This window comes from Sphingomonas epibiotica (assembly GCF_039615155.1).
Taxonomy (GTDB): domain Bacteria; phylum Pseudomonadota; class Alphaproteobacteria; order Sphingomonadales; family Sphingomonadaceae; genus Sphingomonas.
Map to the genome: position 1 here is coordinate 104,110 of NZ_JBDGHY010000002.1, position 21,892 is coordinate 126,001.

Genomic DNA, 21,892 nt, shown 5'->3' on the forward strand with positions numbered 1-21,892 from the left:
CATGCGGAGAAATATTCGGGTGGCGGCGTTGGAGGACGGATGGGGCAGGCGTTCGACGAAATCTGGGGACAGGGTGGGCCGGACAATCCGCGCGACGACCTTGCGGCACTGGCACGCTGGATGCGCGAGGTGCCGTCCCATGAGTTGAAACGGCGCCTGCAATCGGCGGAGGCGACCTTTCGCCAGCTGGGCATCACCTTCGCCGTCTATGGCGATAGCGAGGCTGCGGAACGGATCATCCCGTTCGACATCGTACCGCGGGTGTTCAAGGCCGATGAATGGGCGCGCCTGTCGAAGGGGCTGGTGCAGCGGACGCAGGCAATCAACGCGTTCCTCGACGATATCTATGGCGAGCGCCGCATCCTGAAGGCCGGGGTGCTGCCGCCCGACCTGATCTTTGGCAACAGCCAGTTCCGCCCCGAGATCGCCGGCATTCGCCCGCCGCATGGGGTGTGGGCGCATATTTGTGGCATCGATCTGGTGCGGACCGGCCCCGACGAATTCTTCGTGCTGGAGGATAATGCCCGTACCCCGTCGGGCGTGTCGTACATGCTGGAGAACCGCGAGGCGATGATCCGGCTGTGCCCCGAACTGTTCCGCAATTTCCGGGTGGCGGCGGTCGACAGCTATCCCGACCTGCTGCTGGAAACCATGCGGTCGGTCGCGCCGCCGGGAGCGGGGGCGCATCCGAACTGCGTCGTGCTGACGCCCGGCCATTTCAACTCGGCCTATTACGAACACAGCTTCCTTGCCGATTCGATGGGGATCGAACTCGTCGAGCCGGCCGACCTGGTGGTCGATGGCGATGTCGTATGGATGCAGACGATCGCCGGGCGGGTGCGGGTCGATGTGATTTATCGTCGAATCGACGACGACTTCATCGATCCGGTCGTGTTCCGTCCCGATTCACTGCTGGGCGTGCCCGGGCTGATCGCCGCCTATCGCGCGGGCAATGTCGCGCTGGTCAACGCGCCGGGCAACGGCATCGCCGATGACAAGGCGATCTACAGCTACATGCCCGAGATCGTGAAATTCTATTCGGAAAGCGAGCCGCTGCTTCCCAATGTCGAGACATGGCGCTGTCGCGAGCCCGACGCGCTGAAATATGTCCTCGACCATCTGGACGAAGTGGTGGTGAAGCTGGTCGACGGATCGGGCGGCTATGGCATGCTGGTCGGGCCGACCGCATCGAAAGCGGAAATCGAGGATTTCCGCCGCGCGCTGATCGCCGAGCCGCAGCGTTATATCGCGCAGCCGACGCTGGCGCTGTCGACGGTGCCGACGCTGACCGAGACAGGCCTGAGCCCCCGCCATGTCGATTTCCGCCCGTTCGTGCTGACCGGTGCGAACAAGGTGCAGGTGGTGCCGGGCGGTCTGACCCGCGTCGCGTTGAAGGAAGGATCGCTGGTCGTCAATTCCAGCCAGGGCGGCGGAACGAAGGACAGTTTCGTGCTGATGGACGATCGGCCGGCGCAGACGCAGACGATGGGCGGCATGACCCAGTCGCAGGGAGGGCGCTGAGATGGCGATGCTGTCGCGCACCGCCGCCTCGCTCTATTGGTTGGGCCGCTATGTCGAACGTGCCGATTTCCTCGCGCGACTGGTCGAGGCGACGGTGCGGCTTGATGCATTGTCGTCGCGCCCGGCAGGCGATGCGGCGTGGGCCAGCGCGCTGGCGGTCAGCTATACCGAGGACAGTTTCGCCGCGACTGGACAGGCGGTGGGGCAGGGATCGGTGGCGCGCTTCCTGACGTGCGACCGCAGCCATCCCGGATCGATCCTGTGGTGCCTCGACGCCGCGCGCAACAATGCGAAGGCGGTTCGAACCGCGCTGACCCGCGACGCATGGACCGCGATCAACCGCGCGTGGATCGTCTTCAACGCTCCGCGCGGCGAAGAGGGCGAGGATATCCTCAACCTCGTCGAGGCGATCAAAGCCGAAGCCCGCGGCTTCGAAGGCGCGGTGCAGCGCATGATGAAGAATGAGGCGACGTGGTTCGTGCAGCTTGGCGCGGCGATCGAGCGCGCCGACAACACCGCGCGGCTGATCGACGTCAAATATCACCTGTTGCTGCCCGAAGGGGAACGGATTGGCGGCGCGATCGACCGGGATCAATGGACCACCATCCTGCAGACGGTGTCGGCGGTCACCGCCTATCGCTGGTTGTACAGCGACGGGCTGAAGCCGGCGAGCGTCATCGAATTGCTGCTGTCGCGCGGCGAAGTGCCGCGCAGCCTCGCGGCGTGCGTCGACGAAACGGTCGAGATGCTGAACATGCTCGGCAAGCGCACCGGTTTCCAGGGGGAGGCCGACCGCATGGCCCGCGCACGTCTCGCCCGGATGCAGAAGACCCGCGCGCACGAGGTGATCGTCAGCGGGCTGCATGAATATCTGACCGCCTTCATCCGGGAGAATGCGATGCTCGACGCCGCGATCGCCCGCCAGTTCCGCTTCATCTGATGCGGCTGTCGGTCCAACATGAGACGCGGTATCGCTTCACCGAACCGCAGGCGCGTATCGTCCAGTTACTGCGCCTTTTCCCCGGCGACACCAGCCACCAGACGGTGGTCAACTGGCGGATTGATGTCGATTGCGATGCGCGGTTGCGTGAAAGCATCGACGGCTACGGCAATCTGACCCGAATGCTCTATGCCGAGGGGCCGGTGGAGACGCTGTGCCTGACCGTGACCGGCGAAGCGTTGCTGAGCGAGAGCGACGGGCCGATCGAGGCGACGGACGAACCGTTTCCACCCGAGCTGTTCCGGCGGGTGACGCCGCTGACCCGCGCCGACGATGCGATCGCCATGCTGGCGACCGGCAGCGACCTGGCGGCGATGACCGCGCTGGCGGCGGCGATCCATGGCCGCTCGTCACTTGACCGTCGACCGACACCGGCGATCCGCAGTGCGGTCGAGGCGGCAGCCGACGATCGGGTGTCGCCGCGCGACATGGCGCAAATCTTCGTCGCTGCTGCGCGGGCGCACGGCGTGCCGGCGCGCTATGTGTCGGGATACAGCCTGTCGGGCGATGATGAACGCCGGACGCTGGCCCCGCATGCCTGGGCGGAGGCGTATGTCGCGGGCGGCTGGTTCGCTTTCGATCCGGCGGTCGGTGGGCGTTCGGGCCTCGACCATATCCGCGTCGCGGTGGCGCTCGACGCGGCGGGTGCCGCGCCGATCGCCGGTGTGCGCATGGGCGCTGGCGAGGAAGTGCTCGACGTCGACGTCAGGGTAGAAGAGGCTTAATTCCTCCTCGATAAGGGGAGGGGGACCGCTCGCGAAAGCGAGTGGTGGAGGCGGTTGGCCAGCCACCCTGCGCTCGCGACGATCCCCCTCCACCAGCTTCGCTGGTCGCCCCTCCCCGTGGCAGGGAGGATTTCTCAGGTTACGCTTCGAAGCCCTTGTAGTTCTTCAGTTCGTCACCGACGATCTGCACGACATGCAGCACGTTGGTGGATCCCGGCGTCCCGAACGGCACGCCTGCGCAGACCACGACCCGGTCGCCGGCCTTGGCGATATTGTGGCGCAGGATCATGCGCTTCGCCTTGGCGACCATCTCCTCGAACGACGCGACGTCGCGGGTGTGAACCGCGTGGACGCCCCAGAGCAGCCCCAGCCGCCGTGCGGTGTCAATCTGCGGGGTCAGCACCATGATAGGCACCGGCGGCCGTTCGCGCGCGATGCGGCGGGCGGTCGAACCCGATTTGGTGAAGCACAGGATCGCCTTCGCATCGACCGTCGCGGCAATGTTCTTGGCCGCCTCGGCCAGCGCGTCGGCAGTGGTGGGATCGGGACGCAGCACAGTGAAATGGACGCGGTCGCCATGCGCCGGATCGCGTTCGACGGCGTGCGCGATGTCGTTCATCATCGTCACCGATTCGACCGGCCAACTGCCCGCCGCGCTCTCCGCCGACAGCATGATCGCATCGGCACCGTCATAGACGGCGGTCGCGACGTCCGACACCTCGGCGCGAGTCGGCGAGGGCGAGGTGATCATCGATTCGAGCATCTGCGTCGCGACGACCACCGGGCGGCCGAGGCGGCGGGCGGTCTCGACGATGCGCTTCTGCAGCGGCGGCACCGATTGCGGCGGCAGTTCGACGCCCAGGTCGCCACGCGCGACCATCACGCCGTCGCACTGCTCGACGATCTCCTCCAGCCGGGCGACTGCCGACGGCTTTTCGATCTTGGCGAGCAGCGCCGCCTTGCCCTCGATCAGCTTGCGCGCCTCCGCTAGATCCTCGGGGCGCTGCACGAACGACAACGCGATCCAGTCGACGCCCTGTTCGACCGCGAAGTGCAGGTCGGAAATGTCCTTGGGCGTCAGCGCGGCCATCGGCAGCACGACGTCGGGCACGTTCAGCCCCTTCGAATTGGACAGCGCGCCGCCGACCACGACCTCGGTCACGATCTTGTCGTCGTCATGGTCGAGCACCCGCAGCACCAGCTTGCCGTCGTCGAGGAGCAGGCGCGCGTCGCGGGCGATCGCGGCGAAGATTTCGGAATGCGGTAGTTCAACGCGGGTCGCATCGCCAGGCTCGCTCGAGCGGTCGAGCGTGAAGCGCTGTCCGGTCTCCAGCATCACCCGCCCCTCGGCGAAGCGACCGACGCGCAGCTTCGGCCCCTGAAGATCGGCGAGGATCGTGGTCGGGCGGCCATATTGGCGCTCCAGTCCGCGAATCGCCTCGATCACCGCGACCTTCGACTGCTGGTCGCCATGGCTCATATTGACCCGGAACGCGTCGGCGCCGGCCTCGAACAGCTTCGCGATCATTTCCGGCGTGTTGCTGGCGGGACCTAGCGTGGCGAGAACGCGGACCTTGCGCGAACGGGGGCTGATGGCCTTGGTCATAATCACTCTCCGGGCGTTGCGCGCCTGCCTCTAGTGCTTATTCGTAAACGATCAACCTTGGAGGCCGATGTGATGGCAACAATCGATTCAATTTCCGAGCAGGCACAGGCCGCCGCGTTCCGCCGGCTGGTCCGCCATCTGCAGCATCGCACCGATGCGCAGAATGTCGATCTGATGGGGCTGGCGGGTTTTTGTCGCAATTGCCTCGGCGACTGGCTGGGCGAAGCGGCGGGTGTGTCGAAGGACGAAGGGCGCGAGGCGGTGTACGGCATGCCCTATGCGCAGTGGAAGGCGGAGCATCAGCAACCGGCGACCCCCGATCAGATTGCGAAGATGGAGCAGAGCGTCGCGAAGAACCGCAGCGACGATGAGGCGCTGGACGAAGCGCTCGACGACAGTTTCCCGGCCAGCGACCCGCCGGCGATCACCGAACCGCGCTGATCGGTTGAGGCGGGCGCGCGGATCGGCTAGGCGCGCCCGTTCACCAATTTCGTCACATCCGAGGACTGCATGACCGACAATGTTTCGGCGGAACAACTCCGCCTGCTGATCGAGCGTATCGAGCGGCTGGAAGAAGAGAAGAAGGGCATCAGCGACGACATCAAGGACGTCTATGCCGAAGCCAAGTCGACCGGTTTCGACGTGAAGACGATGCGGACGATCATCCGCCTGCGCCGCATGGAAAAGCATCATCGCGACGAAGCCGACATGCTGCTCGAAACCTACAAGCAGGCACTCGGTATCTGACACCGGTCGAAGGAGACAGGGACATGGCCAGCGTCTTCCATATCGCGACGCGCCTGCTGAAAGGGCATGGCGATCCGCATGGCGAGGAAGAAGCGCATGTCCTGTCCGCGATCGAACGCGGCGCGCCGATCTCACGCGACGCGGCCGACGAATCGGACGCACGATCGACCTTCGGCGACCGGCTGGCGGACCGCGTCGCGGCGGTCGGCGGGTCGTGGGGGTTCATCATCGCCTTCACGGCGGTGCTGCTGGGCTGGATGCTGCTCAATTCCGACGTGCTGTCGCATTTCGGGCTGGCGTTCGATCCGTACCCCTACATCTTCCTGAACCTGATGCTGTCGACGCTGGCGGCGATCCAGGCGCCGGTCATTATGATGAGCCAGAACCGGCAATCGGAAAAGGACCGGCTGGCGGCGCGGCTCGACTATGAAACCAATTTGCGCGCGGAGATCGACATCCTCGCGCTGCACGCCAAGCTCGACAGCGATGTGATCGACCGGCTGGCGGCGCTGGAGGCGAAGATCGACGCGCTGGCGCAAAACGTCGCCCGGGCGTAGAGCGGGCGCAACCAATAAGAGGCACCGATGGCAGGCCATAGCAAATTCAAGAACATCATGCACCGCAAGGGTGCGCAGGATAAGAAGCGGTCGGGCATGTTTTCCAAGCTCAGCCGCGAAATCACCGTCGCGGCGAAGATGGGCCTGCCCGATCCCGACATGAACCCGCGCCTGCGCGCGGCGATCAATGCCGCCAAGGCGCAGTCGATGCCCAAGGACAATATCCAGCGCGCGGTCGACAAGGCGTCGAAGGGCGACATGGAGAATTACGAGGAAATTCGCTACGAGGGCTTTGGTCCCGCCGGGGTTTCGCTCATCATCGAGGCGCTGTCCGACAATCGCAACCGCACCGCGACCAACGTGCGCACCGCGGTGTCGAAGAACGGCGGTAATCTCGGTACCGCCGGATCGGTCAGCCATGGCTTCGACCGGGTCGGCCTGATCAACTATCCCGCCAAGGCGGGCGATGCCGAAAAGGTGTTCGAGGCGGCGCTGGAAGCCGGCGCCGAGGATGTGACGTCGAGCGAGGACGGCCACGAAATCTGGACCGCACAGGGCGACCTGCACGAAGTCGCCAAGGCGCTGGAGCCGGTGCTGGGCGAAGCCGAAGGCGCCAAGCTGGCATGGCGTCCGCAGACGATGGTGTCGGTCGGCGAAGACGATGCCGCGACGCTGTTCAAGCTGCTCGACGCGCTCGACGATGACGACGACGTCCAGACCGTGTGGGGCAATTACGAAGTGTCCGACGAGGTCATGGAGAAGCTGGGTTGACGACCCAAATCCTCCCCGCCTGCGGGGAGGGGGACCGCCGCGCAGCGGTGGTGGAGGGGGAGTGCCACGCAGCGCAGCGTTTGTGGACACCCCCCTCCACCAGCTTCGCTGGTCCCCCTCCCCGTGAACGGGGAGGAATTGGAACGTGCTGATCCTCGGTCTCGATCCCGGCCTCGGCACCACCGGCTGGGGCATCATCCGCGCCGACGGCAATCGCCTGTCGCACGTCGCCAACGGACAGATTCGCACCGACCCGTCGATGCAGCTTCCGCGCCGCCTCGCGCTGCTGTTCGGCGCGCTGGGTGAGGTGATCCGCACCGAACGTCCCGATGGCGCGGCGGTCGAGGAGGTGCTGGGCAACAGCAACGCGCAATCGACGCTGAAGCTGGGGCAGGCGCGCGGGGTCGTGTTGCTTTCCGCCTCGACCGCAGGGCTCGCGATTGGCGAGTATCATCCGAGCATCGTCAAGAAGGCGGTGGTCGGCACCGGCGGCGCGGACAAGAAGCAGATCCAGGCGATGGTCGGGCATCTGCTGCCCGGCGTGAAGTTGTCCGGTCCGGATGCGGCCGACGCGCTGGCGGTGGCGATCACCCATGCGCATCACCTTGCCAGCGCGCAGGCGCGGGCCAGACGGTCGACGGGGATCGGGGCGTGATCATGATCGATCGTCCCCCTCTGCGTACCCCGGCGAAGGCCGGGGTCCAGTTGGGTCACGCACGCGATAGTATGAACGGCCCGCAACTGGACCCCGGCCTTCGCCGGGGTACGGCGGGTGCGGGTAACCGTCATTTCCAACAAATGAGCGTTGCATGATCGCCCATCTCAAAGGCACGCTGTCCGTCTCCGGCATCGACCATGCGGTCATCGACGTGAACGGCGTCGGTTATCTGGTCGGCGCATCGTCGCGGACGTTGCAGGCGCTGGGGCCGGTCGGCGGCAGCGTCACCATCCATACCGAGATGCTGGTCGCCGAGGACTTCATCCGACTGGTCGGCTTCGCCACGGCGGACGAGCGCGACTGGTTCCGCCTGCTGACCGGCGTACAGGGCGTCGGTGCCCGCGTGGCGCTCGGCATATTGTCGACCCTGTCGCCCGAGGAAGTCCGCACCGCGATCGCGCGCGGCGACAAGGCCAGCATCGCCCGCGCCAACGGCGTCGGCCCGAAGCTCGCACAGCGTATCGCGATGGAATTGAAGGACAAGGTCGGCGGTATCGCCATCGGTCCGGGCGCGGTTGCCCCGGCAGCGGGCGGCGACGGGATCGAGGGCGATGCGGTGTCGGCGCTGCTCAACCTCGGCTTCCGGCCCGCCGAGGCGGCGACGGCGGTGGGCAAGGCGGCCGAAGAACTGGGTGCGGGAGCGAGTCTTGACGCGCTGGTCAGGCTGGCGCTGCGCAAAGCGTCGCGCACTTAATTCCTCCCCGGCACGGGGAGGGGGACCGCCGCGAAGCGGTGGTGGAGGGGGATCTCCCCGCCACGCAACGGCGCCGTATGCGGACACCCCCCTCCACCAGCTTCGCTGGTCCCCCTCCCCGTGCCGGGGAGGACTTTGACCCGCTCCACGCGAACGTCTAGGGAACAGTCGTGACCGACGACCGTATCACCACCCCGATCCGCCGCCCCGATGACGTCGACGCCGCGCTGCGACCCAAGGCGCTGGATGAGTTCGTCGGGCAGCAGGCAGCGCGCGAGAATCTGCGCGTGTTCATCGATGCCGCGCGCGGACGGGGCGATGTGCTCGACCATGTGCTGTTCTTCGGTCCGCCGGGTCTCGGCAAGACGACGCTGGCGCAGATCGTCGCGCGCGAAATGGGCGTCGGGTTCCGTGCCACCTCCGGCCCGGTCATCGCCAAGTCGGGTGATCTGGCGGCGCTGCTCACCAACCTCGAAGATGGCGATGTCCTGTTCATCGACGAAATCCACCGTCTCAATCCGGCGGTCGAGGAAGTGTTGTATCCGGCGATGGAGGACCGCGCGCTCGACCTGATGATCGGGGAGGGGCCATCGGCGCGCAGCGTCCGCATCGACTTGCCGCGCTTCACTCTGGTCGCCGCGACCACACGACAGGGGCTGTTGACCACGCCGTTGCGCGACCGCTTCGGCATCCCGGTCCGCCTGCAATTCTACACCGTCGACGAACTGACCCGCGTCGTCACCCGCGCCGCGGGCCTGCTGGGTCTGGGTATAGCCAAGGACGGCGCCACCGAAGTCGCCCGGCGCGCGCGCGGCACGCCGCGTATCGCCGGCCGCCTGCTGCGGCGCGTTCGTGACTTCGCCAATGTCGCTGGGGTCGAGGTCGTCGATGCGCGAACCGCCGATGCCGCACTCAACCGGCTGGAGGTGGACGCCAAGGGGCTGGACGCAATGGACCGACGCTACCTGACGATGATCGCCGACGTCTATCGCGGCGGGCCGGTCGGTGTGGAAACGCTTGCGGCGGGGCTCAGCGAACCGCGCGACACGATCGAGGAAGTGATCGAACCCTATCTGATCCAGATCGGCATGATCGCCCGCACCGCGCGGGGGCGCTGCCTGAACGCCGGTGGGTGGAAGCATCTCGGTTTCGAGCCGCCCGCCGGATCGCAGGACGGATTGTTCGACTGAGGAATGGCGATGAAGAAGACTTTGCTGACGTCGGCGGCACTAGGGCTGATGACCGCACCCGTTGCCGCTGCCCGAACGCCCTTGACGATCGGCGTGACGATGACCGGTGATGCCGCTGCGCAGGTGACGATCGAAGGCGCGCAGTTCATGCTACCCGACGAACAGGAGCGGATGTCGACGGCGCTAAAGGCATTGCCCGACAAGAATCGTCCGGTCACGATCGCCGTTCTCGGTCGGGTCGGCGCGCCGTATCGGGTAATCGGCGGAATCATGTACTTGGCCCAATCGGCCGGCTTCACGCAGATCACGGTCCTGAACGAACCGCCTGCCGATTGACGGTACGCAGCGGTCCGTCACCCCTTTCCCCGTCCGACGGCAATGGTTAAAGCGGACAAATGACCGACCCCGACCAGCCGGCCGGCGGCCGCTTTGTCGGCGGCACGCATCGCTTTCCCGTCCGCATCTATTTCGAGGACACCGACCTGTCGGGCGTCGTCTATCATGCGAACTACTTGCGCTATTTCGAACGGGCGCGCAGCGACATGCTGCGGATCGCCGGCATCGACCAGCGCGAAGCGCACGAAGCGGGCGAGGGCGCCTATGCGGTCCGGTCGATGCAGCTCGACTGGCGGGCGCCGGCACGACTGAACGACGCGCTGGTCGTGGTCAGCACCGTCGAGCGCGTCCGCGCGGCGGCGGTCGATATTCATCAGACAGTCATCCGCGACACGCTCTTACTGGCATCGGCTCGGGTCGAGGTCGCGTTCGTGGCCCCGAACGGCCGTCCGCGTCGTCAGCCGGCCGCATGGGTCGACACCTTCCAGAGCCTGGTCGCAACCGAAAAAGAGGCATGATGGACGTACTCGTGAACACCGACGCCGCGACCATGTCGCCGGTCGCGCTCTTCCTCGCCGCCGACTGGGTGGTGAAGGCGGTGATGCTGGGGCTGCTGGCGGCAAGCATCTGGACCTGGGCGATCATCATCGGCTTCCTCGTCCGCGCGAGGAAGGTGCGCCGCGACATCGACCGGTTCGAAACCGATTTCGAACAGGCCGAGGATATCGACGCCTTCCACCGGTTGCAGGGGACGCGCGACACCGCCATCGCCCGTGTCTTTTCGTCCGGCGTGCGCGAATGGCGCCGATCGACCGCGTCGAAACAGATCGACCGCGACGGCACCCGCGAACGCCTCGCCACTGCGATGGCGTCGAGTGTTGCGGACGAAAGCGAGACGCTGGCCGACCGGCTGAACGTGCTGGCGACGGTCGGGTCGGTCGCGCCGTTCGTCGGGCTGTTCGGCACGGTGTGGGGAATCATGCGGTCGTTCACCGCCATCGCTTCCGAACAGAATACGTCGCTCGCCGTCGTCGCGCCGGGCATTGCCGAGGCGTTGTTCGCGACCGCGATCGGCCTGTTCGCTGCCATTCCCGCCGTCATCGCGTATAACCGCTTCAGCCATAGCGTGAACCGGATCGAGGCGCGGCTGAATCGCTTCGCCGACGCCTTCCACGCCACCCTGTCGCGCCAGCTCGAAGGCGTCTGAGCGATGGGCATCAACCTGCCGTCCGCAAAGGGAAAAGGGCGTCGTGCGCCGATGGCGGAAATCAACGTCACGCCGCTGGTCGACGTGATGCTGGTGCTGCTCATCATCTTCATGGTCACCGCGCCGTTGATGACCGCCGGCGTGCCGGTGAACTTGCCCGATAGTCGCGCGAAGGCCGTCGAACAGACGCAGCAGCCGGTGACCCTGTCGATCGACGCCGATGGCCGGACCTATATCGACGATGCCGAGGTGTCGGCCGACAATCTGCCCGGCGAACTCGAAAAGATCGCGGCGGCGGGCGCCGGGGCGACCGAACCGCGCCAGGTGATGCTGCGCGCCGACCGCACGCTCGATTACGGGCGGGTCAACGGCGTGCTGGGCGAATTGAACCGCGCGGGTCTGAACCGGGTGTCGCTCATCAGCGTGGCGCAATAACGCGATGCAGAAGGCGGAGAAGATCGGGCTTGGCGTTGCGGTTGCGGGACATGCCGTCCTGTTCGGCCTGCTGTCGGTCGGCTTCCTCGCCACGCCGAACCCGGTGAAGTTGAAGAACGAGCCGATGGACGTCAGCTTCGCCGAAGACGTCGCCGCCGAACAGTCATCGCCGCAGCAGACCGAGGCACCAGCCGCCAGTCAGGCGCCCGACACCGGCGCGCCGGAAGACGCCGCCCCGCCCGAGGCGGTGGAAGAACCGGCACCCGAGCCGGAACCTGCACCCCCTGCGCCGGCACCGCGTCCGCAACCGGCGCCGCGTCCCGAACCGAAGCCCGCACCGAAGCCGGTCCCGGCACCCAAACCCGTGCCGAAGCCGGTTCCCAAGCCCGCGCCGAAACCGGCCCCCGCGCCCAAGCCACAGCCGAAGCCCGCGCCGGCGAAGCAACCTGCCCGCCCGACGCCAGCACCAGCGCGGCCCGCGCCTGCCGCAAAGGCACCGGCAAAACCGGCTCCGGCCAAGCCCGCGGCGACCAAGGGGCAGGGGACCAACGCGCAGGCGACCGCACCTCGCCCGCGTGGAGGACGGCTAGGCGACAATTTCCTGAAGGGCATCGCCGACACGCCCAAGCCGGGCAAGGCGGAAACGCCACGCGGCACAGCGGTCAGCGCGCAGTCGGTGGCCGGGCTCGCCAGCGCGATCCAGCGGCAGGTCCAGCCCTGCGCCAACAAGATTCCTAATCCCGGCCCCGGCGCGAACCAGATCCGATCGAAAATCCGCCTGCAAATGCGTGCCGACGGTACGCTCGCCGCGCGTCCGCAGTTGCGGGGGCAGACCGGTGTCGATGGCGAGAACGAACGCTATGCGCAGCGCGTGTCCGAACTGGCCATCGCCGCGCTGATCCAGTGTGCCCCTTATGAACTTCCGGCGGACCTGTACGAAGGCGGCTGGAAGGATATCATCATCAACTACAAACTGCCCGGCTGACCGGAGAGGATTTATGCGGAAACTGACTCTGGCTCTTGGTGCGGCGTTCGCAAGCGTGCTGGCCGCACCCGCCGCGTTCGCACAGGTCGAGGTGGATATCGAGGGCGGCATCTCGGAACCGCTGCCGATCGCGGTGCCGGTGATGCCAACGCCGCAAGTCGCCTCTACTCCGGCCGGATCGACCGATGCACTCGGGCGGCAACTGGCGGAGATCGTCGCGGGCGATTTGCGCAATTCGGGCCTGTTCAAGCCCGCCGGTCCGGCAGGGCTGCCCGCCGTCGCCATGGCGCAGGTGCAGGCACCTGATTATGCCGTGTGGAGCGGCGCGCAGGCGCTGGTGCAAGGCTATGTCCGCGCCGAGGCGAACGGGACGCTGACCATCGGCTGCTATCTCTACGATACGTTCGGCCGCACCGAACTGACGCGGCAGGGATTCAACGTGCCGCCCGCCGAATGGCGCCGTGCTGCCCACAAATGCGCCGATGCGGTTTATACCCGGCTGTCGGGCGAAGGGCCGTATTTCGACAGCCGCATCGTCTATGTCAGCGAGACCGGGCCGAAGGGCAAGCGGATCAAACGGCTGGCAATTATGGATCAGGATGGCGCCAACCACCGCTTCCTGACCAACGGCCAGTCGATCGTGCTGACGCCGCGCTTTGCGCCGAATCAGCAGTCGGTCGTGTATGTGAGCTATGTCAACGAACGACCGGCCATCTACATCCTCGACCTTGGCAGCGGGCGGCAGCGGTTGCTGGTGCAGAATGCGTCGCTGACCTTTGCGCCACGCTTCTCGCCCGATGGCCGCTATGTGCTGTTCTCGATGGCGCAGGCAGGTAACACCGACATCTACCGCGTGCCGGCGGCGGGGGGCAGCCCGCAACGGCTGACCAACGCGCCCGGCATCGATACCGGCGGGAGCTATTCGCCCGATGGGTCGAAGATCGTGTTCGAAAGCGACCGGTCGGGCACGCAGCAGCTCTATGTCATGAACGCCGACGGTTCGAACCAGCAGCGGATCAGCTTCGGCGGCGGGCGCTATGCCACGCCGGTATGGAGCCCGCGCGGCGACCTGATCGCTTTCACCCGGCAGGGCGGGGGATCGTTCCGCATCGGCATCATGTCGCCTTCGGGCGGCGGCGAGAAGTTGTTGAGCGATGCTTGGGGGGATGAGGGGCCGAGCTGGTCGCCCAATGGCCGCGTGCTGACCTTCTTCCGCAGCGCGCAGGGGTCGGGCAAAACGCAGGTCTGGTCGGTCGACCTGACCGGATCGAACATCCGCCGCATTCCGACCGCGCTCGACGGTTCGGACCCGGGTTGGGGGCCGATCCGGCCCTGACGGTTTCACCAACGGGGGCAAATCCGTTACAGGGGCATTGTAGCGGGTGCGACACGACCAAGGGAGGTTTTGATGACCAAGTTTTCGACCACGCTGATCGTCGGCGCGGCATTGCTGGCGACTGCCGGCTGCGCCAAAAAGCGCCCCGAGGTGTTGCCGCCGGCACCGGGCCAGACGGTCGATCCGAACGCCGGCACCGGCGGGACCGGGACAGGCACCGGCACCACCGGCGTCGTGCCGGGGTCGCGCGCCGATTTCCAGCAGTCGGTCGCCAGCGACACGATCAATTTCGGTCTCGACCAATATGATATCGATGCCTCGGCCCGCGCGGTGCTCGACAGCCAAGCACAGTGGCTGGCACGCTATCCCAATGTCCGCGTAACGATCGAGGGGCATTGCGACGAGCGCGGCACCCGCGAATACAACCTCGCCCTGGGCGACCGCCGCGCCAATGCGGCAGCCAGCTATCTGGCGACGCGTGGCATTTCGCCGTCGCGGATCACCACGATCAGCTATGGCAAGGAACGTCCGCTGGCGCTGGGCTCCGACGAAGGTGCCTGGGCGCAGAACCGTCGCGCGGTGACGGTCGTCCTGCAATAGGCCGGGCGGGCGGCGGTGCCCCCACCGCCGCCCCTCAGTCGAGTGGCCGGGCCGCCGACCATTTGCGCCGCTTCTTGACGAAGCGGGTTTCGTAACGGCGAATGACCGGATCGTCGGCCAGCATGGCGTCGGCGAAGCGATTATATTCGGCCATGTCCGCGACCACGACCATCAGGGTCAGGTCGAACGCCCCGGTGACTTCCAGAATCGCCTGTACCTGCGGCGTTGCGTCCAGCCGCCGGAGCAACGCATCGACATGCGGCAAGGCGTGGCGATCGAGCTGGATGTCGACCAGCGCCGACAGGAAGGGTCCGACCCGATCGGACACGATCGAGACATCGGCGACGATCGTCCCGTCCTCCCGCATCCGCCGCACCCGGCGGGTGATCGCGGACGGTGAGAGGGCGACGTCGCGCGCCAGATCCTCGGCAGTGCGCAGTGCGTCGCGTTGCAGCCAGTGCAGCAGTTCGCGATCGTAGCGATCCAGATCGCGCATTCCTGTCCATGTCCCTTGCGGCATTGCCGGTTTTCGGCGGTGGCTGCACGATGTTTGCCGAAATCGGGCAGGGGCGCCAAGCGATAACGCCGCTCGTCACCGGGAGGGAATATGCATCGCTGGATCGTCACTCTGTCATTGTCGCTCGCCATGCCGGGCATCGCCGTCGCGCAGGCGCCCGCCGACGACCCCGCCACGATCGTTGCCGCCACGCGGGCCGCGATCGCCGAGCGCTATGTCCTGCCCGATACGGCCGCGAAGCTTAGTGCGGCGCTTGCCGCGCCGGAGCGGTATCGCGGCCTGTCGGGTGACGCCTTGGCAGAGCGGATCGATGCCGACCTTCACACGGTCACCGCCGACAAGCATCTGGGCATCCGCTACGACCCGAAAATGGCGGCGATGCTGGGCAACCAGCCGCTGCCCGACGACGACGCCGCCATGCCCCCGGCCATGGCGCGGATGATCGCACGGCAGAATGGCGGGGTGCGGGCGATGGAGGTTCTGCCGGGCAATGTCCGCATGATCGCCTATGAGGGGTTCGCATGGGGCACGCCGGAGGCCGAGGCTGCGATCGTTGGCGCGATGCAGTTCCTGCGTGGTGGCGACGCGTACATCATCGATCTCCGCCGCAACGGTGGCGGATCGCCCGGCGCGGTCGCGGCACTGGCCAGCTATTTCGTGGCTGAGGGCACCCCGCTGATGCGCTTCGAGATGCGCGGTCGGCCGGGCGAGGCGACCACTGCGCCCCGGGCGCCGTTCAACCTGGCGGGCAAACCGCTCTATGTCCTGACCAGCGGCAATACCGCATCGGCGGCGGAAGAATTCGCGACCCATGTGTCGGCGCTGGGCTTCGGCACGCTGGTTGGCGAACGGACCGCCGGGGCGGGGTTTCGCAACGACCTGCTGCCGGTCGGCAAAAACTATGTGCTCAGCGTGTCGAGCGGCCGGGCAATCAGCCTGAAGACCGGCAGGGACTGGGAAGGGGTCGGCGTTACCCCGGCGATTGCGGTGTCATCCGACCGCGCGCTGGCGACCGCACAGGCGGCGGCGATGGCCCGGATCGCAACGACGGCCACGGCCGATGACAAGCGCGAGGCGGAGCGGCTGGCCGTCTTCTACCGCGCACTGGCGACCGGGGTGAAATCGGGGCGGGCGTTGGGGGATTATGCGGGAGTCTATGGCGACCGGAAACTTATTGTCGCCGGCGATCGCTTGATGTCCAGCCGGGGATCGCGGCCGGCATCCGCACTCGTTCCGGTCGAGGGGAATGTCATGGCGCCCGAGGGCGATCCGCTGTCGCGCTTCCGTTTCGTCGAACAGGGCGGGCGGATCGTGGCGCTGGAGGTAGAGCGGGGCGACGGGTCGGTCGAACGCGTCGCGCGCAACGCCGGACAATAAGCGCGCTTTTCTCGGCACAAACGAAAACCGCCCCGCAGATCGCTTTGCGGGGCGGCGTCGTCTTCAGGCTTCCGCCGTGGTCTTGCCGCGCTTGCGCGGCTTCTTCGGCGCAGCCGGGGTCATTTCGAAGGACAGGCTATTGTCCTTCAGCTTCACATTGACCTCGCCGCCATGGACCAGCTTGCCGAACAACAGTTCCTCGGCCAGCGGCTGCTTGATCTTGTCCTGGATCAAGCGGCCCATCGGACGCGCGCCGTACAGCTTGTCATAGCCCTTCTCGGTCAGCCACGTCTTTGCCGGCTCGTCGAGACGGATATGGACACCGCGATCGGCCAGCTGCAGTTCGAGCTGGAGGATGAACTTGTCCACCACCCGCGCGACCACTTCGGGCGGGAGATAGCCGAACGGGACGATCGCATCGAGGCGGTTGCGGAATTCGGGGGTGAAGAGCTTCTTCACCGCTTCCTCCTGCACGTCCTCGCGGTCGATCTGGCCGAAACCGATCGATTCCTTGGCCATGTCCGACGCGCCCGCATTGGTCGTCATGATGAGGATGACGTTGCGGAAATCGACGGTCTTGCCGTGGTGGTCGGTCAGCTTGCCGTTGTCCATCACCTGCAACAGGATGTTGAACAGGTCCGGATGTGCCTTTTCGATCTCGTCGAGCAGCAGGACGCAGTGCGGCTGCTGGTCGATCGCATCGGTCAGCAATCCGCCCTGGTCATAGCCGACATAGCCCGGCGGGGCACCGATCAGCCGGCTGACCGAATGGCGCTCCATATATTCGGACATGTCGAAGCGCTGGAGCGGAATGCCCATGATCTCCGACAACTGCCGCGCGACCTCGGTCTTGCCGACGCCGGTGGGGCCGGTGAACAGATAGTTGCCGATCGGCTTGTCGGGATCGCGCAGGCCCGCGCGCGACAGCTTGATCGCAGAGGACAGCGCCTTGATCGCGTCGTCCTGCCCGAACACCACCCGCTTCAGGTCGAGTTCGAGATTGGCGAGCACGCGGGTATCGTCGGTCGACACCGTCTTCGGCGGGATACGCGCCATCGTCGCGATGACCTGTTCGATCTCCTTAGCGGTGATCGTCTTCTTCCGCTTGGGCGCAGGCACCAGCATCTGCATCGCACCGACTTCGTCGATCACGTCGATCGCCTTGTCCGGGAGCTTGCGGTCGTTGATGTAGCGCGCCGACAGTTCCACCGCCGACTTGATCGAATCGGGGGTGTACTTGACCTTGTGGTGCTCCTCGAACGCACTGCGCAAGCCGGTGAGGATCTTGATCGTATCCTCGACGGTCGGTTCGTTCACGTCGATCTTCTGGAACCGGCGCAGCAGCGCGCGATCCTTTTCGAAGTGGTTGCGGAACTCCTTATAGGTCGTCGAGCCGATGCAGCGGATTTGCCCGCCCGACAGCGCGGGCTTGAGCAGGTTCGACGCGTCCATCGCCCCGCCGCTGGTCGCACCAGCGCCGATGACGGTATGGATTTCGTCGATGAACAGCACCGCGTGCGGCAGCTTTTCGAGTTCGGTCACGACCTGCTTCAGCCGTTCCTCGAAATCGCCGCGATAGCGGGTGCCGGCGAGCAGCGCGCCCATGTCGAGCAAATAGATGACCGCGGGCAACAGCACCTCGGGCACGTCGCCCTCGACGATCTTGCGCGCCAGCCCTTCGGCGATCGCGGTCTTGCCGACGCCCGGATCACCGACATAGAGCGGATTGTTCTTCGAGCGGCGGCACAGGATCTGCACCGTGCGGTCGACCTCGGCCGAACGCCCGATCAGCGGATCGACCTTGCCGGTCTTCGCCTTCTCGTTGAGATCGACGCAGAACTGCTTGAGCGCGCTCTCGCCCTTGCCCTTTTCGGCGGGCTTCGGCGTTTCCTTTTCCTCGGCACCCTTGGGGGGCGGGGTTTCGGTCGCGGTCGATCCGCCCTTGCCGACGCCGTGGCTGATGAAGCTGACCGCGTCGAGCCGGCTCATATCCTGCTGCTGCAGGAAATAGACGGCATAGGTCTCGCGCTCGCTGAACATCGCGACCAGGACATTGGCGCCGGTCACCTCGTCGCGGCCCGACGACTGGACGTGCAGGATCGCGCGCTGCACGACGCGCTGAAAGCTGCTGGTCGGCGACGGATCGGTCGCGGCATCCAGTTTGAACGTGTCGAGTTCGGTGTCGAGATAATGGGCGACAGTCGTCCGCAGCTCGTCGAGTTCGACGCCGCAGCCGGTCATCACCTTCGCCGCGTCCGGATCGTCGGTCAGCGCGAAGAGCAGATGTTCGAGCGTCGCATATTCATGCCGGCGCGAGGATGCGGCCTCGAGCGCCTTGTGCAGCGTGGATTCCAATGCGGATGCGAAGGATGGCATTCAATTCACTCCGGTCGGCCGGCGAGAACGCGCCGGCCCTGCGTCCCGGTCGCCCGGGTCTTCCACCATGTCGGTATGCCGCCGCCCGGCATCAAGCGGGGGGCGGAACATCTCATGACCGGAACAGCGCATCGGCGCTGGCCCGGTGGCTGCGCGCGGCGTCGATTCGCGCACGGCATCGCGCGATTTCGCCTTCCAGCGCGGCGATTCGCGCGGTCAGCTCGTCTTGTGACAACGGGTCGAGATCCTCGCGCAACAGCATGGCGAGCAGGTTGCCACGAACATGGTTAACATTTTCGTCGGGTTCCATTGCATGCAGCGTTGACCCTGTGGCCGACGATGTCAATAACGCCGCCGTGCAGGGGAAATACTATATGGACTTACCAGCGGCGATGCGTGCGATCGATCCGGCCGAACCCGGCGGTCCGGAGGTCCTGACGATCGTCGAACGTCCGACTCCGCAACCAGCGCCAGGCGAAGTGTTGATCCGTATCGCGGCCGCCGGGGTCAACCGGCCCGACGTCCTGCAACGCACCGGCGGCTATCCGCCGCCGCCCGGCGCATCGTCGATCCCCGGCCTCGAGATTGCCGGCGAGGTCGTGGCGCTGGGTGAGGGCGTCGAGCCGCACTGGCTGGGGCAGTCGGTCTGCGCGCTGCTGGCGGGCGGCGGCTATGCCGAATATGCTGCGGTCCCGGCCGGACAGTGCCTGCCCGTCCCCGAAACGCTGTCGATGGTCGAGGCGGCGGCGTTGCCGGAAACGCTGTTCACCGTGTGGACCAACCTGTTCGAACGCGGTTACGCGGCCGAGGGGGATACGGTGCTGATCCATGGCGGCACGAGCGGGATCGGCACGATGGCGATCCTGCTCGGGCGCGTCTTCGGCCTCGACGTCATCGTCACGGTCGGCAGCGATGCGAAGGCGCGGGCGGCGCTCGATCTCGGCGCGGCGCACGCCATCAACTATCGCACCGAGGATTTCGTCGAACGCGTCGCCGAGATCACCGGCGGCAAGGGCGTGAGCGTGGTGCTCGACATGGTCGGCGGCGACTATGTCCCGCGCAACATCAAATGCCTCGCCGAAGATGGTCGTCATGTATCGATCGCGGTGCAGGGCGGGGCGAGCGCCACCGTGCCGCTCTGGGATATTATGCGCCGCCGCCTGACGCTGACCGGGTCGACACTGCGTGCCCGCGACGCGGCGTTCAAGGAAATGGTCGCCGACGAACTGTCGCGCACCGTATGGCCGCATGTCGAGGCGGGGCGGCTGCGCCCGGTGATCGACAAGACCTTCCCGCTCGACCGTGCCGACGACGCGCATCGCCGGATGGAGGCGGGCGACCATGTCGGCAAGATCGTGCTGACCATCGCCGACGCGGCCTGAACCGCCGCAAACCGCCAAATCCCGCGACCGCTTGCCCTTTGCGGCAAGCGGTACTAAGTCCGTACCCAACGTGGCCGCCCGGTTTGGGCGGCCCTTTCTATTTCGGAGACCCGTCGTGGCCCAGCCGCTGATGCCGCACGCGACCGCTTCCTGGCTGGTCGACAACACCGCCTTGTCCTTTCCGCAGATCGCCGACTTCTGTGGTTTGCACGTCCTCGAGGTACAGGCGATCGCCGACGATACCGCCGCGACCAAGCTGACCGGCCGCGATCCGGTGCGCGCGCACGAACTGACGATGGAAGAGATCGAGAAGGGGCAGAAGAACCCCGATTATCGCCTCGTCATGATGAAGGGCCCGGAACAAGTCCGCCGGACCAAGGGCCCGCGCTATACCCCGGTCAGCAAGCGGCAGGACAAGCCCGACGGCATCGCCTGGATCATCCGCAACCATCCGGAAATCAGCGACGGCGCGATCGGCAAGCTGATCGGCACCACCCGCACGACGATCGCCGCGATCCGCGACCGTACCCATTGGAACATCGGCAACATCGTGCCGAAGGATCCGGTCACGCTCGGCCTGTGCTCGCAGCGCGAACTCGACGCACTTGTCGGAAAGGCGGCGAAGGCCGCCGGGATCGAGGCGCCGACCGACACCCGTCTGGAGGGCGATCGCGAGGCGCTGATCGAACAGCTTCGCAACGAACGGACCCAGGCGGCGCGCGACGCCGAACTGGCCGAGCGGGGCGAACTGCCCGAAGTGTCGACGTCGTTCTTCGATCCGTTCAAGCGCTGACGCGCACCCGAACCGTCTGGACGCCCCGGTCGCTCCCATCGAGCGGCCGGGCCGTTTGCGTATCGGGGTCGATCGGTTAGGCTGCTGGCGTCCACCGGGAGTGAGCAGCCATGTCCGACCTTCGTGCCCGCGCGATCGCGCTCTACGACGCCTTCACCCACGACCATCGTGACCGCCGCGCCTTCATGGCGGAAATGGTGGCGCTAGCCGGATCGGCCGCCGCCGCCGAGGCACTTATCGCGGGTATCGCGGCATCCCCTGCCGCGGCGCAACAGATCGCACCGGCAGACCCCCGGCTCGACACCGCCAAGCGCAGCGGCACCGAAGCGGGCAAACCGGCTACCGCCTATTTCGCTGCGCCCAAGGGCATGAAGCAGCCGTTGCCGGTCGTTTTGGTCATCCACGAAAATCGTGGGCTGAACGCGCATATCGAGGATGTCGCGCGCCGCGTCGCATTGGCCGGCTTCCGTGCCATCGCGCCTGATTTCCTCGCGCCGCAGGGTGGGACGCCCGCCGACGAGGATCGTGCCCGCGAACTGATCGGGACGATCGACTATGACCTCGCGCTGGCGCAGGCGAAGTCGTTCCTCGCCAAGGCGCGGGGCGAGCGGGGCGGTAGCCGTACCGGCGCGGTCGGGTTTTGCTGGGGCGGGGCGTTCGTCAACCGGCTGGCGGTGGCCGATCCGGCGCTGACCGCCGGGGTCAGCTATTACGGCCCGGCGCCCGATCCGGCGGAGGCGACCAAGGTTCGCGCCGCGCTGCTGCTGCAACTCGCCGAAAAGGATGCGCGGGTGAATGCGACCGCGCTGCCGTGGGGAGAGGCGCTGCGCAAGGCGGGCAAGGACGCGACGACCCATGTCTATCCGGGCGTTGACCATGCCTTCAACAACGATACCTCGGCGATGCGCTACGACGCGGCGGCGGCGAAGCTGGCATGGGAGCGGACGACCGCCTTCCTGCATCGCGAACTTGACGCGAAACGCGGCTAGGTTCCATCTTTGTTCCTGGCGAATCGCAGG

General features: G+C 66.5%; 25 protein-coding genes. 21 read left to right on the forward strand and 4 right to left on the reverse strand.

Annotation, left to right across the window (positions count from 1 at the left end; translation table 11 throughout):
* The first annotated feature begins 39 nt into the window (after positions 1–39).
* The 3 genes from AAIO73_RS04030 to AAIO73_RS04040 are packed head-to-tail and all read left to right on the forward strand — an operon-like array spanning position 40 to position 3,246.
* Entirely contained in the window at positions 40–1,521 is a 1,482-nt protein-coding gene (locus AAIO73_RS04030; protein WP_345876480.1) for a circularly permuted type 2 ATP-grasp protein, read from the forward strand.
* Between the two features lie 7 nt (positions 1,522–1,528).
* A complete protein-coding gene (locus AAIO73_RS04035; RefSeq protein ID WP_242116440.1) occupies positions 1,529–2,461 on the forward strand; it encodes an alpha-E domain-containing protein in 933 nt (310 codons plus the stop codon).
* The gene (locus AAIO73_RS04040; protein WP_345876482.1) at positions 2,461–3,246 is read left to right on the forward strand and encodes a transglutaminase family protein; all 786 of its coding nucleotides are present in this window, start codon (positions 2,461–2,463) and stop codon (positions 3,244–3,246) included. Before AAIO73_RS04035 ends, AAIO73_RS04040 begins: the two co-directional genes overlap by 1 nt.
* Positions 3,247–3,385: 139 nt before the next feature.
* Here the strand turns inward: AAIO73_RS04040 and pyk are convergent, their stop codons facing one another.
* Positions 3,386–4,852, reverse strand: coding sequence for a pyruvate kinase (gene pyk, locus AAIO73_RS04045; RefSeq protein ID WP_345876484.1), 1,467 nt, complete (start codon positions 4,850–4,852; stop codon positions 3,386–3,388).
* A 72-nt stretch (positions 4,853–4,924) separates the two neighbouring features.
* Here pyk and AAIO73_RS04050 point away from each other — a divergent pair, with 72 nt between their 5' ends.
* From AAIO73_RS04050 to pal, 14 genes are all read left to right on the forward strand, one after another.
* Positions 4,925–5,293 (forward strand): DUF1244 domain-containing protein, encoded by a 369-nt coding sequence (locus AAIO73_RS04050; RefSeq protein WP_345876487.1) that lies wholly within the window; start codon positions 4,925–4,927, stop codon positions 5,291–5,293.
* A gap of 69 nt (positions 5,294–5,362) precedes the next feature.
* Positions 5,363–5,599 (forward strand): DUF2312 domain-containing protein, encoded by a 237-nt coding sequence (locus tag AAIO73_RS04055; RefSeq protein ID WP_110152188.1) that lies wholly within the window; start codon positions 5,363–5,365, stop codon positions 5,597–5,599.
* Positions 5,600–5,622: 23 nt separating this feature from the next.
* Complete coding sequence (locus AAIO73_RS04060) at positions 5,623–6,156, forward strand: DUF1003 domain-containing protein (RefSeq protein WP_345876493.1); 534 nt, start codon at positions 5,623–5,625, stop codon at positions 6,154–6,156.
* A 27-nt stretch (positions 6,157–6,183) separates the two neighbouring features.
* Positions 6,184–6,927, forward strand: coding sequence for a YebC/PmpR family DNA-binding transcriptional regulator (locus AAIO73_RS04065; RefSeq protein ID WP_055763231.1), 744 nt, complete (start codon positions 6,184–6,186; stop codon positions 6,925–6,927).
* Positions 6,928–7,072: 145 nt separating this feature from the next.
* A complete protein-coding gene (gene ruvC, locus AAIO73_RS04070) occupies positions 7,073–7,582 on the forward strand; it encodes a crossover junction endodeoxyribonuclease RuvC (protein WP_345876504.1) in 510 nt (169 codons plus the stop codon).
* 154 nt (positions 7,583–7,736) lie between these two features.
* Positions 7,737–8,339 (forward strand): Holliday junction branch migration protein RuvA, encoded by a 603-nt coding sequence (gene ruvA / locus AAIO73_RS04075; RefSeq protein WP_345876505.1) that lies wholly within the window; start codon positions 7,737–7,739, stop codon positions 8,337–8,339.
* 170 nt (positions 8,340–8,509) lie between these two features.
* Positions 8,510–9,529, forward strand: a complete 1,020-nt coding sequence (gene ruvB, locus AAIO73_RS04080; protein ID WP_345876508.1) for a Holliday junction branch migration DNA helicase RuvB — start codon at positions 8,510–8,512, stop codon at positions 9,527–9,529.
* 9 nt (positions 9,530–9,538) lie between these two features.
* Positions 9,539–9,865: a hypothetical protein gene (locus AAIO73_RS04085; RefSeq protein ID WP_345876511.1), complete on the forward strand. Its 327-nt coding sequence runs from the start codon at positions 9,539–9,541 to the stop codon at positions 9,863–9,865.
* Between the two features lie 59 nt (positions 9,866–9,924).
* Entirely contained in the window at positions 9,925–10,383 is a 459-nt protein-coding gene (gene ybgC, locus AAIO73_RS04090) for a tol-pal system-associated acyl-CoA thioesterase (protein WP_345876513.1), read from the forward strand.
* On the forward strand, positions 10,383–11,072 hold the full coding sequence (gene tolQ / locus AAIO73_RS04095) for a protein TolQ (RefSeq protein WP_431311895.1): 690 nt from the start codon (positions 10,383–10,385) through the stop codon (positions 11,070–11,072). The genes ybgC and tolQ overlap by 1 nt, the downstream gene beginning before the upstream one ends.
* Positions 11,073–11,075: 3 nt before the next feature.
* Positions 11,076–11,507, forward strand: a complete 432-nt coding sequence (gene tolR / locus AAIO73_RS04100; protein ID WP_242116003.1) for a protein TolR — start codon at positions 11,076–11,078, stop codon at positions 11,505–11,507.
* Positions 11,508–11,511: 4 nt separating this feature from the next.
* Entirely contained in the window at positions 11,512–12,492 is a 981-nt protein-coding gene (tolA, locus tag AAIO73_RS04105; RefSeq protein ID WP_345876515.1) for a cell envelope integrity protein TolA, read from the forward strand.
* 13 nt (positions 12,493–12,505) lie between these two features.
* Positions 12,506–13,828, forward strand: a complete 1,323-nt coding sequence (gene tolB / locus AAIO73_RS04110; RefSeq protein WP_345876517.1) for a Tol-Pal system beta propeller repeat protein TolB — start codon at positions 12,506–12,508, stop codon at positions 13,826–13,828.
* 72 nt (positions 13,829–13,900) lie between these two features.
* Positions 13,901–14,428, forward strand: a complete 528-nt coding sequence (gene pal, locus AAIO73_RS04115) for a peptidoglycan-associated lipoprotein Pal (protein ID WP_056456290.1) — start codon at positions 13,901–13,903, stop codon at positions 14,426–14,428.
* A gap of 34 nt (positions 14,429–14,462) precedes the next feature.
* On the opposite strand, the gene AAIO73_RS04120 is transcribed toward pal, so the two are convergent.
* The gene (locus tag AAIO73_RS04120; RefSeq protein WP_345876522.1) at positions 14,463–14,924 is read right to left on the reverse strand and encodes an Lrp/AsnC family transcriptional regulator; all 462 of its coding nucleotides are present in this window, start codon (positions 14,922–14,924) and stop codon (positions 14,463–14,465) included.
* A gap of 111 nt (positions 14,925–15,035) precedes the next feature.
* On the opposite strand from AAIO73_RS04120, the gene AAIO73_RS04125 reads away from it, so the two are divergent.
* Positions 15,036–16,322 (forward strand): S41 family peptidase, encoded by a 1,287-nt coding sequence (locus AAIO73_RS04125; RefSeq protein WP_345876524.1) that lies wholly within the window; start codon positions 15,036–15,038, stop codon positions 16,320–16,322.
* A 63-nt stretch (positions 16,323–16,385) separates the two neighbouring features.
* Here AAIO73_RS04125 and clpA read toward each other — a convergent pair whose 3' ends face one another.
* Both clpA and AAIO73_RS04135 read right to left on the reverse strand, forming a co-directional pair.
* A complete protein-coding gene (gene clpA / locus AAIO73_RS04130) occupies positions 16,386–18,698 on the reverse strand; it encodes an ATP-dependent Clp protease ATP-binding subunit ClpA (RefSeq protein WP_345876526.1) in 2,313 nt (770 codons plus the stop codon).
* A gap of 112 nt (positions 18,699–18,810) precedes the next feature.
* Positions 18,811–19,008 (reverse strand): DUF1192 domain-containing protein, encoded by a 198-nt coding sequence (locus AAIO73_RS04135; protein ID WP_345876527.1) that lies wholly within the window; start codon positions 19,006–19,008, stop codon positions 18,811–18,813.
* A gap of 82 nt (positions 19,009–19,090) precedes the next feature.
* Here AAIO73_RS04135 and AAIO73_RS04140 point away from each other — a divergent pair, with 82 nt between their 5' ends.
* The 3 genes from AAIO73_RS04140 to AAIO73_RS04150 all read left to right on the forward strand — a co-directional run bounded on the left by AAIO73_RS04140 (position 19,091) and on the right by AAIO73_RS04150 (position 21,862).
* Entirely contained in the window at positions 19,091–20,080 is a 990-nt protein-coding gene (locus AAIO73_RS04140; protein WP_526023769.1) for an NAD(P)H-quinone oxidoreductase, read from the forward strand.
* A gap of 130 nt (positions 20,081–20,210) precedes the next feature.
* A complete protein-coding gene (locus AAIO73_RS04145; RefSeq protein ID WP_345876893.1) occupies positions 20,211–20,873 on the forward strand; it encodes a DUF1013 domain-containing protein in 663 nt (220 codons plus the stop codon).
* A gap of 110 nt (positions 20,874–20,983) precedes the next feature.
* Positions 20,984–21,862: a dienelactone hydrolase family protein gene (locus tag AAIO73_RS04150; RefSeq protein WP_345876528.1), complete on the forward strand. Its 879-nt coding sequence runs from the start codon at positions 20,984–20,986 to the stop codon at positions 21,860–21,862.
* Positions 21,863–21,892 lie beyond the last annotated feature (30 nt).

Excerpts from the sequence above, each read along its gene's own strand:
- AAIO73_RS04030 (WP_345876480.1), top strand. The coding sequence starts at position 40 with ATGGGGCAGGCGTTCGACGAAATCTGGGGACAGGGTGGGCCGGACAAT.
- AAIO73_RS04035 (WP_242116440.1), top strand. The coding sequence starts at position 1,529 with ATGCTGTCGCGCACCGCCGCCTCGCTCTATTGGTTGGGCCGCTATGTC.
- AAIO73_RS04040 (WP_345876482.1), top strand. The coding sequence starts at position 2,461 with ATGCGGCTGTCGGTCCAACATGAGACGCGGTATCGCTTCACCGAACCG.
- pyk (WP_345876484.1), bottom strand. The coding sequence starts at position 4,852 with ATGACCAAGGCCATCAGCCCCCGTTCGCGCAAGGTCCGCGTTCTCGCC.
- AAIO73_RS04050 (WP_345876487.1), top strand. The coding sequence starts at position 4,925 with ATGGCAACAATCGATTCAATTTCCGAGCAGGCACAGGCCGCCGCGTTC.
- AAIO73_RS04055 (WP_110152188.1), top strand. The coding sequence starts at position 5,363 with ATGACCGACAATGTTTCGGCGGAACAACTCCGCCTGCTGATCGAGCGT.
- AAIO73_RS04060 (WP_345876493.1), top strand. The coding sequence starts at position 5,623 with ATGGCCAGCGTCTTCCATATCGCGACGCGCCTGCTGAAAGGGCATGGC.
- AAIO73_RS04065 (WP_055763231.1), top strand. The coding sequence starts at position 6,184 with ATGGCAGGCCATAGCAAATTCAAGAACATCATGCACCGCAAGGGTGCG.
- ruvA (WP_345876505.1), top strand. The coding sequence starts at position 7,737 with ATGATCGCCCATCTCAAAGGCACGCTGTCCGTCTCCGGCATCGACCAT.
- AAIO73_RS04085 (WP_345876511.1), top strand. The coding sequence starts at position 9,539 with ATGAAGAAGACTTTGCTGACGTCGGCGGCACTAGGGCTGATGACCGCA.
- ybgC (WP_345876513.1), top strand. The coding sequence starts at position 9,925 with ATGACCGACCCCGACCAGCCGGCCGGCGGCCGCTTTGTCGGCGGCACG.
- tolQ (WP_431311895.1), top strand. The coding sequence starts at position 10,383 with ATGGACGTACTCGTGAACACCGACGCCGCGACCATGTCGCCGGTCGCG.
- tolR (WP_242116003.1), top strand. The coding sequence starts at position 11,076 with ATGGGCATCAACCTGCCGTCCGCAAAGGGAAAAGGGCGTCGTGCGCCG.
- tolA (WP_345876515.1), top strand. The coding sequence starts at position 11,512 with ATGCAGAAGGCGGAGAAGATCGGGCTTGGCGTTGCGGTTGCGGGACAT.
- tolB (WP_345876517.1), top strand. The coding sequence starts at position 12,506 with ATGCGGAAACTGACTCTGGCTCTTGGTGCGGCGTTCGCAAGCGTGCTG.
- pal (WP_056456290.1), top strand. The coding sequence starts at position 13,901 with ATGACCAAGTTTTCGACCACGCTGATCGTCGGCGCGGCATTGCTGGCG.
- AAIO73_RS04120 (WP_345876522.1), bottom strand. The coding sequence starts at position 14,924 with ATGCGCGATCTGGATCGCTACGATCGCGAACTGCTGCACTGGCTGCAA.
- AAIO73_RS04125 (WP_345876524.1), top strand. The coding sequence starts at position 15,036 with ATGCATCGCTGGATCGTCACTCTGTCATTGTCGCTCGCCATGCCGGGC.
- clpA (WP_345876526.1), bottom strand. The coding sequence starts at position 18,698 with ATGCCATCCTTCGCATCCGCATTGGAATCCACGCTGCACAAGGCGCTC.
- AAIO73_RS04135 (WP_345876527.1), bottom strand. The coding sequence starts at position 19,008 with ATGGAACCCGACGAAAATGTTAACCATGTTCGTGGCAACCTGCTCGCC.
- AAIO73_RS04140 (WP_526023769.1), top strand. The coding sequence starts at position 19,091 with ATGCGTGCGATCGATCCGGCCGAACCCGGCGGTCCGGAGGTCCTGACG.
- AAIO73_RS04145 (WP_345876893.1), top strand. The coding sequence starts at position 20,211 with ATGCCGCACGCGACCGCTTCCTGGCTGGTCGACAACACCGCCTTGTCC.
- AAIO73_RS04150 (WP_345876528.1), top strand. The coding sequence starts at position 20,984 with ATGTCCGACCTTCGTGCCCGCGCGATCGCGCTCTACGACGCCTTCACC.